This is a genomic window from Acinetobacter sp. ANC 4169 (assembly GCF_002135355.1).
In the GTDB taxonomy this organism is placed as follows: Bacteria; Pseudomonadota; Gammaproteobacteria; order Pseudomonadales; family Moraxellaceae; genus Acinetobacter.
In genome coordinates this window covers 17,624-32,513 of the sequence record NZ_NEGE01000017.1, presented here as the reverse complement: position 1 = coordinate 32,513, position 14,890 = coordinate 17,624, and the positions used below count along the sequence as shown (strand labels likewise).

The following is a 14,890-nucleotide window of genomic DNA, read 5'->3' as shown; positions in this document are numbered from 1 at the left end:
ACCTAAATACTCTATTTATGAGTTAAAACGCTCAAAAATATTAAAAGTGATACAGAGGTCACACTATTTTCATTTTTTTAAATTTAACTGATTATTTATTATCCTATTTTAAAAAAATAAATATTACTAATTATTACAAACCCTTTTAACCACTCATCAAGCATTCTTAAATTTTTAAAAAAATTATTAAAAATCAAAATATTATAAATTAAAATTTAAATACCCATATAAAATCAATAGTTTAAAAAATTCCTTTTGAATAATATTCTTTGAAACTTTCTCTCTCTAACTTTATAAAATAATTTGCCCCATATAAAAGAATGAGGTATTAATCCAATATCTTCATTATTTAAATAGACTATTTTCAAATCATGTTTAAAAAAATAAATCATCTATGATCTATATAAGAAAGTTGCATATTTACTTATAAGATCTATTTTGTACAAAATTATATAAACATTCAGATATTTTTAAATCGTATTCGACTAAGCAGCCACCCCAATTTCTATAGTTGCTATGCTTCGCTAGACAAGTGATTTAAAAGTGCGTATAACGCAGTTTTTGCTTATACAGGTCAAACATTTTGAAACTCATCCTTGCACCTATGGAAGGCTTAACCGATCCTATTATGCGTGATGTACTGACGCATGTCGGCAGCTTTGACTGGTGTGTGACCGAGTTCATCCGTGTGACCGACTCTGTCCTGCCCGATCATGTTTATCATAACTACTGCCCTGAATTACTAAATGATGGAAAAACCGCTGCAGGCACACCTGTGCATGTCCAGTTTTTAGGAAATAATCCTGAAATGCTGGCGGCCAATGCTATACGTGCAGTGGAACTGGGTGCACCCGCTATTGATATGAATTTTGGCTGTCCTGCAAAAACAGTTAACCGTCACCGTGGTGGTTCAGTCTTGCTGGATGAGCCTGAAGTGGTTCACATGCTGGTCAAAGCGGTGCGTGATGCCGTACCTGAGCATATCCCGATTTCTGCAAAAATGCGCTTGGGCTATATGGACCGTAACCATACCCTGGAAAATGCTCACGCCATTGAAGATGCCGGAGCGGCCTGGGTTACTGTGCATGCTCGAACCAAGGCTGAAGGTTATACCCCGCCAGCTTTCTGGGATCAGTTACACCCCATTCGTGAAGCACTGAACATCAATGTGATTGCCAATGGTGAAATCTGGACCAATGCAGATGCCAAGCAATGTCAGCTAGAGTCTGGTTGTGAAGATTTAATGATTGGCCGAGCTGCTGTAACTACCCCAGATATCACGCAATGTATCCGTCAAAATCAAGATGATCCGCTGATTAGCTGGGGCGAGCTATTGGCTTTGCAGAGCCGCTTTTTAAGTGGTCCCTATAAAAAAGAAATTAATATGGTAGGACGTTATAAACAGTGGCTTGGCATGATGTCCAAGCATTATCCAGAAGCCAAAATGCTCTGGGATGAAGTAAAACGCATCAAGCAACTGAACGAAATTATTGAAAAGCTGCATCAGCTACAGCACTAAAAATAAAAGCCTTTGCATATGCGAAGGCTTTTTCTGATCAAGTTCCCTGTTTACGCTGTTTTAAGTTGTCCACATGTAGGCGATTGGTTTTCCAAGACTTCTCTAGAACCTCTTTTTCGATCCGCAATTGAATCCGTTTCAGCTTCATCGCAGGAATCACTTCGTCCTGGAAACCTTTAACATAGTCGGTCCATGCCGCGCCACGAAACACATTACTTGGCATGGCTGTTTTAAATTCACTTTCCGGCATAAAGACAATCACCGAATGCAAATGCTGCGGTTCAATAATATCGGACAGTACCTGTTCCAGCACTTTCATGTGCTTATAATTCTGATGTAAGGGATTTTGAAATTTATAACTCTTTTTATAAATTTTTTGTGTCCACATTTTTTGCCGTTCGCCGCCAAAAATCCAGCCCGTATAATTTTTGGTTTCTATCACAAAAATACCAAAAGGACTGAGCAGAATATGGTCGATTTGTATGGTCCCCGATTGTTCATCCGGCAAAGTACAATCATTTAATAAAATATATTGCGGATCTTTGAAATAGAGTTTGACGTGTACAGCTACTGCTAATTCCCCCACTTTTCCTTTAAGAAATGGCTTAAATACCTTAAAAAGAATAGCGGCAGCAAATAATAAAATGATCCACCACAACTGTGAAAAAAGCGGTATAAAAATTTGAGAAATATTCATTCAATAAAGTTCATATTATATTTTTAATAACAATAACATAAACTTATTAAATTCATGAAGATTCTAGTTTCAATAAAATATCTTTATTGTCTAATCCACCGGCAAAGCCCACTAACTTTCCATTCGCTCCCACCACGCGGTGACACGGCGCAATAATTGAAATTGGATTTTTTCCGTTGGCTGCACCCACTGCACGTACCGCTTTGACATTACCCACCTGTTCGGCAATATCCCGATAACTGCGGGTTTCTCCAAAGGGAATGGTAAGTAAAGCTTGCCAGACTTTCTGCTGAAATTCGGTTCCTTCAAAATCTAAGGGCAAATCAAATTGCTGTCTTTTTCCAGCAAAATATTCAGTTAACTGCTTTTGGGTTTCCAACAAAATAGGATGATTAACCTGTTCGATCAATTCGGCTAAACGTACCCGTTTGGGATTTTCATTTTCCCAAAGTACAGCAACCAAAGCTGTTTCATGGGCCACCAGTTTTAAAGTACCCACAGGAGAAGCCATTTCCATAAAAGCCAGTTTCATTGTCTTCTCCTATAGTTAATAAATAAGCGATATAGTTAGGATGATGACAGTTTCATCAACACTAATCCAGAAATAATCAGGACTGCCGCCAGCATACGCATGGCTGATGCAGGCTCACCTAATATAAACACCCCAACCAGAAAAGAACCGACTGCTCCAATCCCGGTCCAGATGGTATAAGCGGTACCGAGGGGTAAAGTTCGCATGGCATAAGCCAATAAAGCAAAACTTAAAACCATAAAAACCAGGGTAACAATACTCGGTGTTAGACGGGTGAAACCTTCTGAAAGCTTCATGGCATAAGCCCAAACAATTTCAAAAACACCTGCTAAAACCAGAACGATCCAAGCCATGACGACTATACTCCATTTGATATGAGTCAGGTCGTCCTGACGAATTTTCTCGGTGCAATACTGATTTGTATTGCATCAAGGGAGGTCGTTCCTCCTGCAATTTATTTGATAATTATATAATGATTGAGCTAAATAGAACCATATTTTACATTTTTTGATCAATTGCTCACTTTAAAAATGCAAATAAAAATACGACTGGCGCAAACCAATCGTATTTTCTGAATCATCTAATGAGACTAAAATTTAAAACGGATGCCTGCACCATAGAGCCATTCATTTTCAGAAGATGACTGCTGCTGCCAAGCTGTTTCCTCATTGCCCTGACGATAACTATAGCTAAGATCCACAAAAGGCATCACTTTTTTATTGATTTCATATCGCGTTTCCAGACCCAGTTGTGCTGTGCTTAAACCGGTTTTTTGCGCATAGCTGGAGTCATCACTCAACACCACATTCAGGTCCAGATAAGGCTTCAGAATCAGTTTCTGGGTCAATAGCACATCGCGTTCAGTTTCCAGGCTCAAAGACGTTTGATTGTCCTGCCCGACATATAGATAGGCATTGGTTTCAAAGAAATACGGAGCCAATCCATGTAACCCAATCACAGCTTCGACTTGATCCTGATCGACTTCACGATTCTGATCATTACGATAGCGCAGACCGGCCTGCACATCCCAAAAATCGGCAACATTACGACTGTATAAAACTTTGGCATCATATTCGGCCTGCTCTGATTCACTACGATCGGCATGGACTTTGATAAAGATTTTATTTTCGTCTGTGCCAATTCGGGTTTCCAGTTCCGACTTTAAAACACCTTTGCCATCGTTATTGCGCAACCATCGACTTTCAAGCGTGGTTTGCTGATAAATCTGACCACCATGCTCTTTGATATGCTCGGCAGAAGCAACATCATCTACACTTGAAGCCTGATATTGTGGTGCTTGTAGCGGTTTTTCTTCAGTAAGGGGTTTGGGCTGCTGCATCAGTTGATGTTGTGAATGCTCTGAATCCGCAGAATCATCCATTACCGTAGCCTGTTGAGTTTGCTGTTCAGGCATCGGCATGGAATGATGGCCCTCATGCGCAAAAATTTCTCCAGACCATAGCAATAATGAGGCACCCAATGTGCTCATTACAAAGTGATTAATGATGCGCATGTGAACCTCCTTGCTGAACTTGAGCTGAAGTCACCGATGAAGTCTCGATTTTATTTCCATCCACATTGGCCACCACCAGTTTGCTCATCATGCCTGAGGACATGTGATAGAGCAGATGGCAATGAATTGCCCATTCTCCCAATTCATCCGCAGTCAGCAAGGCTGTTACCGTTTTACCCGGTGGCACAATCAGGGTGTGTTTATTGGGTAAATCTTGGCTATTTTGTCCATTTTCCAGCTGCATAAACATGCCATGCAAATGCATCGGATGCGCCATCATGCTGTCATTAATAAACTTCAAGCGGATGCGTTCGCCATATTTCACCTGCAAGGGTTCAACTTCAGTAAATTTCTTGCCATTGATGGTCCAGATATAACGCTCCATGTTGCCGCCCAAGCGCACTTCCAGTTCGCGTTCCGCTGGACGGGTATCCGGTTGTGGGTTTAAAGATTTTAAATCGGCATATTGCAGTGCTTTATGCCCTGCTGGCGTTGATGCATTGGCCCAGCCATAGACCACGGGCGCCTTGTGATCTAGGGATGGTGTTACCGCACTATGCGACGCATGCGTTTGTTGTTGCTCAGATTCAGGTTTTGCTGGCTGTGACATAGCGTGTTGTTGAGTCTCATGTTGCATGGCTGAATGATCCATCATTTGATGATTCATTGAACTTGCACCACTATTATCTTCACTAGCTTGAGGCATATTAGTTTGATGATCATCCATCTGAGCATGATTCATGTCCGCATGATCACTGGATGAAGAACCGTGCCCCATATCTTCCATGGTCAGCAATGCACGTGGACGCGGCTTAGGCATGTGAATCGCATGCGTCATCGCAGTGAGTTCATTGTGTAATGACCCAATGGCAAAACCGCTACGGTCAATGGATTCGGCTTCAATCTGATAATGATTGGCTTTAGGCTCCACAATCACGTCATAGGTTTCTGCATTGCCAATGCGAAACTCATCTACAGGTACCGGTTGAACCGGCTGGCCATCGGCACTCACCACAGTCATCTTCAAGTCTGGAATACGCACATCATAAAAGGTCATGGCTGAAGCATTGATAAAACGTAAACGGACTTTTTCATTTGGCTTGAACATGCCGGTCCAGTTCTGTTCCGGGGTTTTGCCATTGATCAGGAAGGTATAACCAGTGACATCAGACAAATCGGTTTTCAGCATGCGCATCTTATTCCACATGGAACGGTCTTGCCAGGTACTTTTGAGACCATCACGCTTAACTTGCTTCAACACATCGGCCACAGTTTCACGCTGATTTTGATAGTACTCTGCTGACTTTTTCAGGTTCTTCATAATCTGGTCACTGCTGGATTGATGAAAATCGGACAGCATTACCACGTAATCACGATCCGCCTGTTCATGCGCTGCTAGCGGCTTTTTCCCTTTGGGGTAAATCACCAGAGCGCCATACAGCCCATCCTGTTCCTGTCCTTTGGAGTGTGCGTGATACCAATAGGTGCCGTTTTGCCGCACCTTGAAACGGTAGACAAAATCACTTTGCGGTTTAATGCCTTTGAACTGGTTAAAACCGGGTACGCCATCCATTAATCCCGGCAGCAATAAACCATGCCAGTGAATGGAAGAATCTTTGTTTTTTAACTTGTTATGTACATGAATTACGGCATCATCCCCCTCTTCAAACTCTAGAAGAGGTGCGGGAAATTGACCATTGACGGTAATCCGTTTTAAGGATTTTCCGGTGATATTCACGTTCTGTTCATCAATGTTGAGATGATATTCTTTGACCGCGGCAAATGCCCACGATGATGACACTAAACACACCCCGACTAGGAGGCTTTGAATTAATTGAATAGACATGACTTAACCTGTAATTTAAAAATAAAATGTTTTTTAAATCAAGATTAAGCTTTGGGAGGACGCAGGATTTTTTGCCAGAAACCGCTTAAATGCTGGGCGGAATAAGCAAAATTGAGCTGGGGATGTTCGGGCACAGAATTTAAATGGGCAAAACTCGGACTTTGCGCATTCAACCAAGTGCTCAGGCTTTGACAATGCAACTGTACGCAATCATTACAACTGAAATGCTGCTGTTGATCGCTCATGCCCGGATGACAATCCTGATCATGGGGCACTTTTACTTGTTCGACAGGATGCTGCTGCATGTGCGGTTGAGTATTGACTGAATCATGGCAACCTGACATGGCCGTCATGGGCATTTTATTTTCATGCTGAATTGTCAATTCACTCATCATTTGCTGATGCATCGGCTGTTCGAATGCCAAGACAGCATTACTCCACCCGATGGCCAAAACCATCAGGAACACAAACCAAGCCTGTTTGCGTAATGAAGTGAGCACAGTATTGTCCTTAGCCAATCTACAATAAAAGATAAATCATGTTCTTTTGATGTGAGTTTAACAGCATAACCAAGATCTGAGTTATACACAATTTTTAAATTTATGCTAAACAGTGCCAAGTTCTGCTAAATAACGCCAACTTAAACAATAAAGTTATTTTTTAAACAGTATTATTTTTAAGCACAGATGAATAAAGCATCATATTTTTTAATAGCTTAACAAGCTAAAAAAGGACTCTTTTGAGTCCTTTTTATACATTTAATGTCTAATTATTAAACTATTGATCTACAATTGTTTATAAACTAATCAAGTTATCCATACAGTTATCTACACAGATATCCATATGGTTATCCATAAAGTTATCCACAACTTAGCAACAATTAATTGTAGATTATTAGAGATTAACTGAAGTTACTTTTGCCAGTTCTGAACGCATTTCTTCAATCACAGCTTTATAATCCGGTTTGCCAAAAATAGCTGAACCGGCAACAAACATATCGGCACCCGCTTCGGCAATTTCACGAATATTGGCTGGTGTCACCCCACCATCTACTTCCAAACGGATGTCACGGCCTGAGGCATCAATGATTTTGCGTGCCTGACGAAGCTTATCCAAAGTCATGGGAATAAACTTTTGACCGCCAAAGCCAGGGTTGACACTCATCAACAAAACTTGATCGACCTTGTCCAGCACATAGTCCAGATAATGCAGTGGCGTGGCCGGATTAAACACTAGACCCGCTTTTGCACCGCCCGATTTAATCAACTGTAAAGAACGGTCAATATGCTGGGTCGCTTCTGGGTGAAAAGTAATAATGTCAGCACCCGCTTCCAGGAAATCACCGATCATACGGTCTACTGGTGACACCATAAGATGCACATCAATCGGCGCCTGAATACCATATTTTTTTAATGCCTTACATACCCCAGCACCAAAAGTCAGGTTAGGTACATAATGGTTATCCATCACATCAAAATGTACAACATCTGCACCTGCAGCAAGCACATTTTCAACTTCTTCACCCAGGCGGGCAAAATCGGCAGATAAAATGGAAGGTGCAATTAAATATGGCTTGGACATGAAGAGAACCTGGCTATGCATTTGAATTGATTTTTCACATTATAACAAATTGAACAGGACTGCTGTGATTCAATCCTTATGTGACGCTGTTTATTCGGCATTCCAAATCTGCAACGGTACGTTCTATTTTTTTAACTTTAGCGATTTCTTTAATTTGTTATTTTGACCTCAGTACACAAGGTAAATGAGAATGAAAAGTAATACACAAATTATCACGTCAGAAGCAGCCCGTATCGCCAAACGTTTACTCAATCACTGGAAACATAAATTTGAAGTCTCTGAAACTGAGGAAGATTTCAGTATTTTTCTGCCAGATGCGACGGTTAAGCTGACGCCACAATCAGCAGTATTGTTGGTTTCGATTGACAGCCCATTAGAAGACTTAAGCAGGCTAGAAAAAGTGGTGCTGGACCATTTAAGCCGAATGGCACAGCAAGAATTTACTGCTATATGGCAGCATCAATAAATAAGGGAGAATTGAATTCTCCCTTATTTGAATGAACGATCAGGCTTCGAGTTGTACCGCATGGAATTGCAGATGGTCATCCATAAAGGTCTGAATAAAATAATAACCATGATCATAGCCGGCATGTTCACGTAAAGTTAGGGACTGCCCTGCTTGCTCACACGCCTGTTTAAATAAGGCCGGATTTAGTTGGCTATAGAACTGATCCTTAGCCCCCTGATCAATCAGAATCTCTTGAAACAAGGCACCTTTGGACTGAACCAGAGCCGTTGCATCATGCTTTTTCCATTCTGCCTGGTCTGCACCTAAATAATTTGAAAAGGCTTTCTCGCCCCAAGGACATTGGCTCGGCGCGCAAATAGGCGCAAAAGCAGAGACTGATTTAAATTTTTCCGGATATTTAAAGGCCAGTGTCAGCGCACCATGTCCACCCATGGAATGGCCAAAAATCCCGACAGCATGTGCCTGAACTGGAAATTCCTCGATGACCAGATCATAAAGCTCTTTAGCGATGAAGCTTTCCATTTGATAATGCTCAGCCCAAGGTGCCTGAGTGGCATTGATATAAAATCCGGCACCCTGAGCAATGTCCCATGAATCCCCAGCTGCCACTTGCTCGCCTCGGGGTGAGGTATCCGGACTAATCAGGATCAAACCCAGTTGGGCTGCTAAACGTTGTGCATGGGCTTTAATTGCAAAAGTTTCTTCAGTACAGGTCAGACCGGCCAGATAAAAAAGTGCCGGACAGGCCTGCCCGATTAAAGCTTGCGGCGGCAAGAAAATGCCAAATCGAGATTCCCCGTTCAATACCTTGGAATTCAGGGTATAAATTCGCTGTTCACCCTCAAAACACCGATTCTGCTGAATGAGTTGCATCGTTATTGTCCTTATTGTGCTGCCACGCTTAATTGTGGGGTTTCTATTTTCATATCTGTCTGAGTTGTAGCGGGAAATAAGCGCTGCTCGAGTTGCGGCAGCATAAATTCCATATTTTTTCCAATCGACCATTGCGGTTCAGAAGCTTCAAATCCTTGCGCGGTTTCCCATTGCGCCACGGTTTTTTTGGTCTGCTCAAAAGCACCTTGTATAGACATCTGCTCGCGCATAGCCTGATCAAAAAAGGCCCGTCCAAAATAGGTATAATCCGCTTCATTGGAACAGCCAAAAGATGCCCGGTCAGCCGCAGATGCGGTAATAATTAAAGTATTATCATCCTGCAAAGCGGGAACAAAACTTCCCGAATAACAGGCAGAAATCACAATCACCCGCCAACGAATACCGGACTTATCCAGAGTATCTTTAAGCCATTTAGGATCAACATCATTTAAATCAATCGGATCATTTTCCATTTCAAACTGATTCGCCAAACCATGTGAAGTCATGTATAAAAATAACACATCACTTTCTTTATTCATTTGCTGGCCAATACGGCGTAACGCCATTTCCATACTGGTACGCGAAGCAATTGGAATCTGGGTTCGGGTTTCCGGATTATTAACCAAAACCATTGAACGGCCAAAAGTACCGAAGCGCGTATCAAATTGTTCTTTAATCCGCTCTACTTCAGACTTAAAGACATCTTGATAACCTGCACCTGCGACCCCAAGAAAATACCAGTGTGACTGGGCAAACTCACCATATTGGATCGATTCCAGCGACTTGTTCAAGATCCGGCTTTGCGCATAAAAGGCATCTTCAGCAAAACTTGGCGGGCTTTCTTCCACTTTCCAGATCGGCTGGTTTTTAACCGACATTTGCCACACCACAAGGGTGAAAAGTGTCGCAGCAACGATCAATGCCCGCTCCCACCACGGCCATTTTAATTCACGTGAAAACACCCATACTACTGCCAGACTTTGCCAAACAAACAGCACCATAAAGATGGTCGGCAAATAGTCATAGAACATGTAGGGCAATACATCAATATAGCCCAGATATTGGATCAAGCTTTGTAATAAAGCGATATGAGTATCCAGTACCAGCCACAACAAGGCCGGTACCAGCATAAGACGAGGATTATTAATCCGCTGCGACAGGAAAATACCGACAATCAACGCGATAAAAGGCCATAAAGCATAACTGATCAGGCCCTGCGAGTTAAACTCCCCGATCTCGTCTGCACTGAGCCAACTGAATAAGCTGTTGGCACTGCCGCCTAAAATTCCCCAAAAAATCAGTTGCAGGATGGATGGTCGAACAATTTGCAAAGATCGGCGCGAACCCAAAAAAAGCCACATCCCTGCAGTTTGGTTGCTCTTAAAATCATGCCAAAAATTAATGGAGGGTTTAAAGTCGATCATAGGATTTCAGGGTGGCTGTAACTCGCGAATTTACTGTCTAAGTTTATGCTTGATGAAAGTTTTATCAATGCTGCTTTGGCACTATATAACAAATTAATGTACAAGATTGAAGCAATTACCAAACTACTCTAAAAGATGATGCTGAAAGTAGGCATCAAAACGACAGGCATCACCCTGCCACTGATGATCTGGCTCCAAATCGGCCAAATAGACAGCCAGACGTGGACGCTTCACCACCACCCGTTTAGCCACTTTTTGCGCCAGGCTTAACAGGTTATCACCCAGATCCATTTCACCATGTTCAGGCAACAGCATATGTAATAACTGCATCTGCTTTTTAACTTGTGCCTGTTTTTTAATGGCTTGCTGATTCTGATCGCGCTGTGGAAACATTGGATCAAGATAAACCACATCCACTATATGCTGCTGCTCAGCCTGCTGCCTTAAATAATCGGCAGAATCAGAAAAAACCAGATCAATCCGTGCCACAACTGAACTCAGAAAAGCATCATTTTGCGCATGATTTTTACTGTCTTCAAGCAAAGTAAACAAGATCGGATGTCGTTCCACCAAGGTGATATTTGCACCCAAATGTGCCATCAACAAACTATCGTGACCTAAACCTGCCGTTGCATCAATCAAGCTGGGTTTTTCCCCGAGATTGCATGCACGTGCGATCATTTCAGATTTTAAGGATGACCGTTTTAAACGTGGCACTTCAGCTTGCCAATCAGGCTGCATTTTCATGCCATTGGCACACAACCACAGTCCCGACTCATCTGCACATAAAGCCAGTTCTGGATTTAGACGCAGAAATCGGGCATTCAGTTTTTCAATGATTTCAAGCTTTACCACTATCCCACGCGAAGAAAGCACAGCAGAATACTGCTGTGCTTTCTGTTGAAATTCCTGCTCTACAAATAAGCGGATCTCGCTTACCATAATTTCCAGCCTGTAAATGCAAACAGTAAGATTAAAAGACCAGAGGCAATGCGGTACCAGGCGAAGACCATAAAATCACGTTTCGCCACATAAGCCACTAAAACACGAATTAAAATCAAGGCTGAAACAAAGGAAACCATCAAACCGACTGCTAAAACAGTCCAGTCTTCAGTGGTTTGCATCACTTCATAGCTTTGATAAAGATCGAGCAGACCAGCACCGACAATTACCGGAATACCGAGAAAGAAAGAAAATTCTGTAGCAGCCTTACGCGATATACCCAAGAACATGGCACCAATAATGGTTGCACCTGAACGAGATGTTCCAGGAATTAAAGACAGTACCTGAATTAAACCAATCCAGATTGCTTCTTTATAGCTGATGTTTTCAACTTCTTGTGCATTGACTGCTGGCGGATGTTTTTCAATCCACATGATGATGAAGCCACCAACAATTAAACCAATTGCCACAGCAATATCATTAAATAATAATTCTTTGACTGCCTGTCCAAAAGTCAGGCCAACCAGCACAATTGGAATGGATGCCATGATCAGGCTAAAACCGAGATGACGTCCTTTGACTTCACCGGTAAACATTCCCGTTGCTGCACCCCAAAGACGAGCCCAGTATTCATAAATAACTGCTGCAATCGCCCCCATTTGAATAGCGATGACAAATACATCGCTTTTTTCTTTAGTCCAGAAATTCATGAGTTCTGAAGCGAGAATTAAATGTCCGGTACTGGAGATCGGTAGAAATTCAGTAATCCCTTCAACGATACCCATAATTGCCGCTTTCAGCAGCAGTAAAAGATCCATAGAAAATCCTAATTATGATTTGCCTTGTTCTGGAATTTTTTTCCAAGCGTTATCACGTAAATACACTGGTAGTGCCTGTTCAGCACTGACCCAGTGTTTTTGCTCCGCATGCGCGCGCGCAATGGTCGCAATATCTTGTGCCGTCGCACTTAAGTCTTTGTATTGTATTTGTTCTGGCTTAATTAAAGCTGAACCCGACCCCACCAGTTCAAATTGAGCCATTTGCTCGGCATCGGCATAATTTAACAGTTGTTCTTCATTCACAGCCTGCATAATGCCGTGCTGATCTAGCTCAAAACTGGCAATATAAACTTCGTTCATGCGGGCATCCAGCACCGCTGTGACTGAGCGTAGACCCGCTACACGATAGGCTGCCTGCGCTAAGGCCTGTAAGCTTGAAACTGGAACTACCGGCAAATCGTTTGCCCATGCCAAGGCCTGAGTGACCGCCGCATTAATGCGCACCCCACTAAACGAACCTGGACCACGGCTAAATGCAATTGCAGTTAAGTCAGCAGCAGACAAATCAAGCTGGTTAAAAGCTTGTTCGATCATTGGGAGAATCGTTTGCGTTTGTGCTTTTGCTCGCGCATCTAATTGAAAAAATAATTCTTGAGTGTCATCTACAATAGAAACGGAACACTGCTCATTGGCAGTTTCCAATGCCAGCAATTTCATGCACAACCTTAATTCATTTACATATAAAAACGTCGGATATCATACTCCACTCATGCGTGCTAGGCGAGATTTTCCATTCGCAGGATACAAAAAAGCCAAGTCTATACTTGGCTAAACCTATCCTTTACAAATTAAAGTTCAACAGGTTCTAAATGTTGAAAATTCTTGAAATGTTCTGCGTAGTGCATAGCACTCATTTTTAATTTGACTTCTGCCGCCTGATCTAAAGTCTTCACGATTTTTCCAGGTGAACCCATCACCACAGAATTGTCAGGAATCACTTTTCCTTCAGGAATTAAGGCATTGGCACCGATGATGCAATTTTTACCTATAACGGCATGATTTAAAATCACGCTGTTAATGCCAATTAAGCTATTATCACCAATAGTACAGCCATGCAGCATCGCTTGATGCCCTATCGTGACATAACTGCCAATATGCATATCAATGCCGGCATCGGTATGTAAAACGGCATTTTCCTGAACGTTGGTAAAATCACCCAGTTTAATCTTGCTGTTATCGCCTCGGATCACTGCACCAAACCAGATACTGACCTGCTTTCCCATTTCCACTTGACCAATCACTGTGGCCGTATCTGCCACCCAGCCATCCCAAGGCTGATGTGTTGCTTGAGGTGCATGCCCCTTAAATTTGTACATCATTTTTTCATCTTCCTTGATCTTGATATTACTGAATTTATCTAGTCTGCTTCATTTTTTTGCCGTAAAAAGCAGGCGAATTTAATAAAAAAGGCCATTCCTTTTGATAATCCAAACCATACCGAAACAGTGACACCAGCATTCGCGCTGTTAAGCCCCAGACAATTTCATTTTCCACGCGCATGCTGGGAAAATACAAGGACTGATGGGCATATCGTACTTCATAGGGAATAGGTGGTGCATTCATTAAACTGCTGAGCGATGCAAAAAAAATACGATCAATTTCAGTTGGTTGAGGAATCAATTTCACTTCAGCAGGAATCAATCCAACCACAGGTTTGACCAGCATGCCATTACGGGCTTTTTGCATGGGCAAATCTCCAATCAACTGCACATCAAATGGATTAAGCGCGGTTTCCTCATAGGCTTCGCGCAAAGCCACCACAATGTTACTGGTATCTTGTGGATCTCTTTTCCCGCCCGGAAAAGAAACCTCTCCGGCATGGTTAGATAAATATAAAGAACGGCGCGTCAGCAAAACTTTGGGATCGGACTCATCGGTAATCGCAATTAGTACAGCAGCCTGAGCAGGCTTTATACGCGTAGAAAAGCGCAACCTGTGCTGTAATAATTGTATTAATGAGTAGTCATCCATGTGTTACTGCTCCTGCTACCTTCTTTATTTCATCATAGCTGAATTTTTATTCCAAAGGATAGAAATGATGCCAAATTTGGATTTTTCAGTTATGCTGATCAACACCTTTATCATTGACGATGAATATGAATTTCTGTGTAATTTGCGGACATAAAACAACGGAAAAAATTCCACTCGGCGACCATCAACTACGCCGTGTTTGTACAGATTGCGGTAATATTCATTATGTCAATCCCAAAGTGATTTGCGGTGCACTTGTATTGTGGGAAAATAAAGTTTTGCTTTGCCGCCGTGCCATTGAACCACGCTATGGTTTATGGACCCTGCCTGCTGGTTATATGGAACTGTTTGAAACCATGGAACAAGGCGCTGCCAGAGAAACTCGGGAAGAAGCTGAAGCTGAAGTCGAAATTGAACAACTTTACTGTATGTACAACATCCCCCGAATTGGGCAAATTTATGTGCTGTTTAAAGCCAATTTAGTGAACGGGATATTCGGTGCAGGTGAAGAGACCATTGAATCACGTTTATTTGAAGAACATGAAATTCCCTGGACTGAACTTGCTTTTCCAAGCGTAGAATGGACCTTAAGACATTATTTTGCAGACCGTAAAACTGGTTCATTTGATATGCATTTAGAAACTTTAGGTACCCGTTTAGATCATACCGGTTAAAATTTTCTAA

At 42.1% G+C, this 14,890-nt stretch carries 17 protein-coding genes; 3 read left to right on the top strand and 14 right to left on the bottom strand.

Features of this window, described 5'->3' with window-relative positions:
- Positions 1 to 583 precede the first annotated feature (583 nt).
- Positions 584 to 1,519, top strand: coding sequence for a tRNA dihydrouridine synthase (locus tag B9T26_RS13245; protein WP_205666422.1), 936 nt, complete (start codon positions 584 to 586; stop codon positions 1,517 to 1,519).
- A 37-nt stretch (positions 1,520 to 1,556) separates the two neighbouring features.
- Here B9T26_RS13245 and B9T26_RS13240 read toward each other — a convergent pair whose 3' ends face one another.
- From B9T26_RS13240 to rpe, 7 genes are all read right to left on the bottom strand, one after another.
- Positions 1,557 to 2,216, bottom strand: coding sequence for a nuclease-related domain-containing protein (locus B9T26_RS13240; RefSeq protein ID WP_086200139.1), 660 nt, complete (start codon positions 2,214 to 2,216; stop codon positions 1,557 to 1,559).
- 52 nt (positions 2,217 to 2,268) lie between these two features.
- On the bottom strand, positions 2,269 to 2,748 hold the full coding sequence (locus tag B9T26_RS13235; protein WP_086200138.1) for a methylated-DNA--[protein]-cysteine S-methyltransferase: 480 nt from the start codon (positions 2,746 to 2,748) through the stop codon (positions 2,269 to 2,271).
- Between the two features lie 35 nt (positions 2,749 to 2,783).
- On the bottom strand, positions 2,784 to 3,101 hold the full coding sequence (sugE, locus tag B9T26_RS13230) for a quaternary ammonium compound efflux SMR transporter SugE (RefSeq protein WP_086200137.1): 318 nt from the start codon (positions 3,099 to 3,101) through the stop codon (positions 2,784 to 2,786).
- A gap of 236 nt (positions 3,102 to 3,337) precedes the next feature.
- Positions 3,338 to 4,261 (bottom strand): copper resistance protein B, encoded by a 924-nt coding sequence (locus B9T26_RS13225; RefSeq protein ID WP_086200136.1) that lies wholly within the window; start codon positions 4,259 to 4,261, stop codon positions 3,338 to 3,340.
- Complete coding sequence (locus B9T26_RS13220; protein ID WP_086200135.1) at positions 4,248 to 6,107, bottom strand: copper resistance system multicopper oxidase; 1,860 nt, start codon at positions 6,105 to 6,107, stop codon at positions 4,248 to 4,250. Before B9T26_RS13220 ends, B9T26_RS13225 begins: the two co-directional genes overlap by 14 nt.
- A gap of 44 nt (positions 6,108 to 6,151) precedes the next feature.
- On the bottom strand, positions 6,152 to 6,607 hold the full coding sequence (locus tag B9T26_RS13215; RefSeq protein WP_086200134.1) for a hypothetical protein: 456 nt from the start codon (positions 6,605 to 6,607) through the stop codon (positions 6,152 to 6,154).
- Between the two features lie 394 nt (positions 6,608 to 7,001).
- On the bottom strand, positions 7,002 to 7,688 hold the full coding sequence (gene rpe, locus B9T26_RS13210; RefSeq protein WP_086200133.1) for a ribulose-phosphate 3-epimerase: 687 nt from the start codon (positions 7,686 to 7,688) through the stop codon (positions 7,002 to 7,004).
- 190 nt (positions 7,689 to 7,878) lie between these two features.
- Here rpe and B9T26_RS13205 point away from each other — a divergent pair, with 190 nt between their 5' ends.
- Positions 7,879 to 8,154 (top strand): DUF2218 domain-containing protein, encoded by a 276-nt coding sequence (locus tag B9T26_RS13205; RefSeq protein ID WP_086200132.1) that lies wholly within the window; start codon positions 7,879 to 7,881, stop codon positions 8,152 to 8,154.
- Positions 8,155 to 8,193: 39 nt separating this feature from the next.
- Here the strand turns inward: B9T26_RS13205 and fghA are convergent, their stop codons facing one another.
- The 7 genes from fghA to B9T26_RS13170 form a co-directional block, all read right to left on the bottom strand.
- Positions 8,194 to 9,030: an S-formylglutathione hydrolase gene (gene fghA, locus B9T26_RS13200; RefSeq protein WP_086200131.1), complete on the bottom strand. Its 837-nt coding sequence runs from the start codon at positions 9,028 to 9,030 to the stop codon at positions 8,194 to 8,196.
- Positions 9,031 to 9,041: 11 nt separating this feature from the next.
- Positions 9,042 to 10,454: a C13 family peptidase gene (locus B9T26_RS13195; protein WP_086200130.1), complete on the bottom strand. Its 1,413-nt coding sequence runs from the start codon at positions 10,452 to 10,454 to the stop codon at positions 9,042 to 9,044.
- A 123-nt stretch (positions 10,455 to 10,577) separates the two neighbouring features.
- Positions 10,578 to 11,396 (bottom strand): class I SAM-dependent methyltransferase, encoded by an 819-nt coding sequence (locus B9T26_RS13190; protein WP_086200129.1) that lies wholly within the window; start codon positions 11,394 to 11,396, stop codon positions 10,578 to 10,580.
- Entirely contained in the window at positions 11,390 to 12,214 is an 825-nt protein-coding gene (locus tag B9T26_RS13185) for an undecaprenyl-diphosphate phosphatase (RefSeq protein ID WP_086200128.1), read from the bottom strand. Before B9T26_RS13185 ends, B9T26_RS13190 begins: the two co-directional genes overlap by 7 nt.
- Before the next feature lie 12 nt (positions 12,215 to 12,226).
- On the bottom strand, positions 12,227 to 12,892 hold the full coding sequence (gene tsaB / locus B9T26_RS13180) for a tRNA (adenosine(37)-N6)-threonylcarbamoyltransferase complex dimerization subunit type 1 TsaB (protein ID WP_086200127.1): 666 nt from the start codon (positions 12,890 to 12,892) through the stop codon (positions 12,227 to 12,229).
- A gap of 131 nt (positions 12,893 to 13,023) precedes the next feature.
- Entirely contained in the window at positions 13,024 to 13,554 is a 531-nt protein-coding gene (locus B9T26_RS13175) for a gamma carbonic anhydrase family protein (protein WP_086200126.1), read from the bottom strand.
- 34 nt (positions 13,555 to 13,588) lie between these two features.
- On the bottom strand, positions 13,589 to 14,206 hold the full coding sequence (locus B9T26_RS13170) for an NUDIX hydrolase (protein ID WP_086200125.1): 618 nt from the start codon (positions 14,204 to 14,206) through the stop codon (positions 13,589 to 13,591).
- Between the two features lie 125 nt (positions 14,207 to 14,331).
- Between B9T26_RS13170 and B9T26_RS13165 the strand changes: the two genes are divergently transcribed.
- The gene (locus tag B9T26_RS13165; protein ID WP_086200124.1) at positions 14,332 to 14,880 is read left to right on the top strand and encodes an NUDIX hydrolase; all 549 of its coding nucleotides are present in this window, start codon (positions 14,332 to 14,334) and stop codon (positions 14,878 to 14,880) included.
- Positions 14,881 to 14,890: the final 10 nt, after the last annotated feature.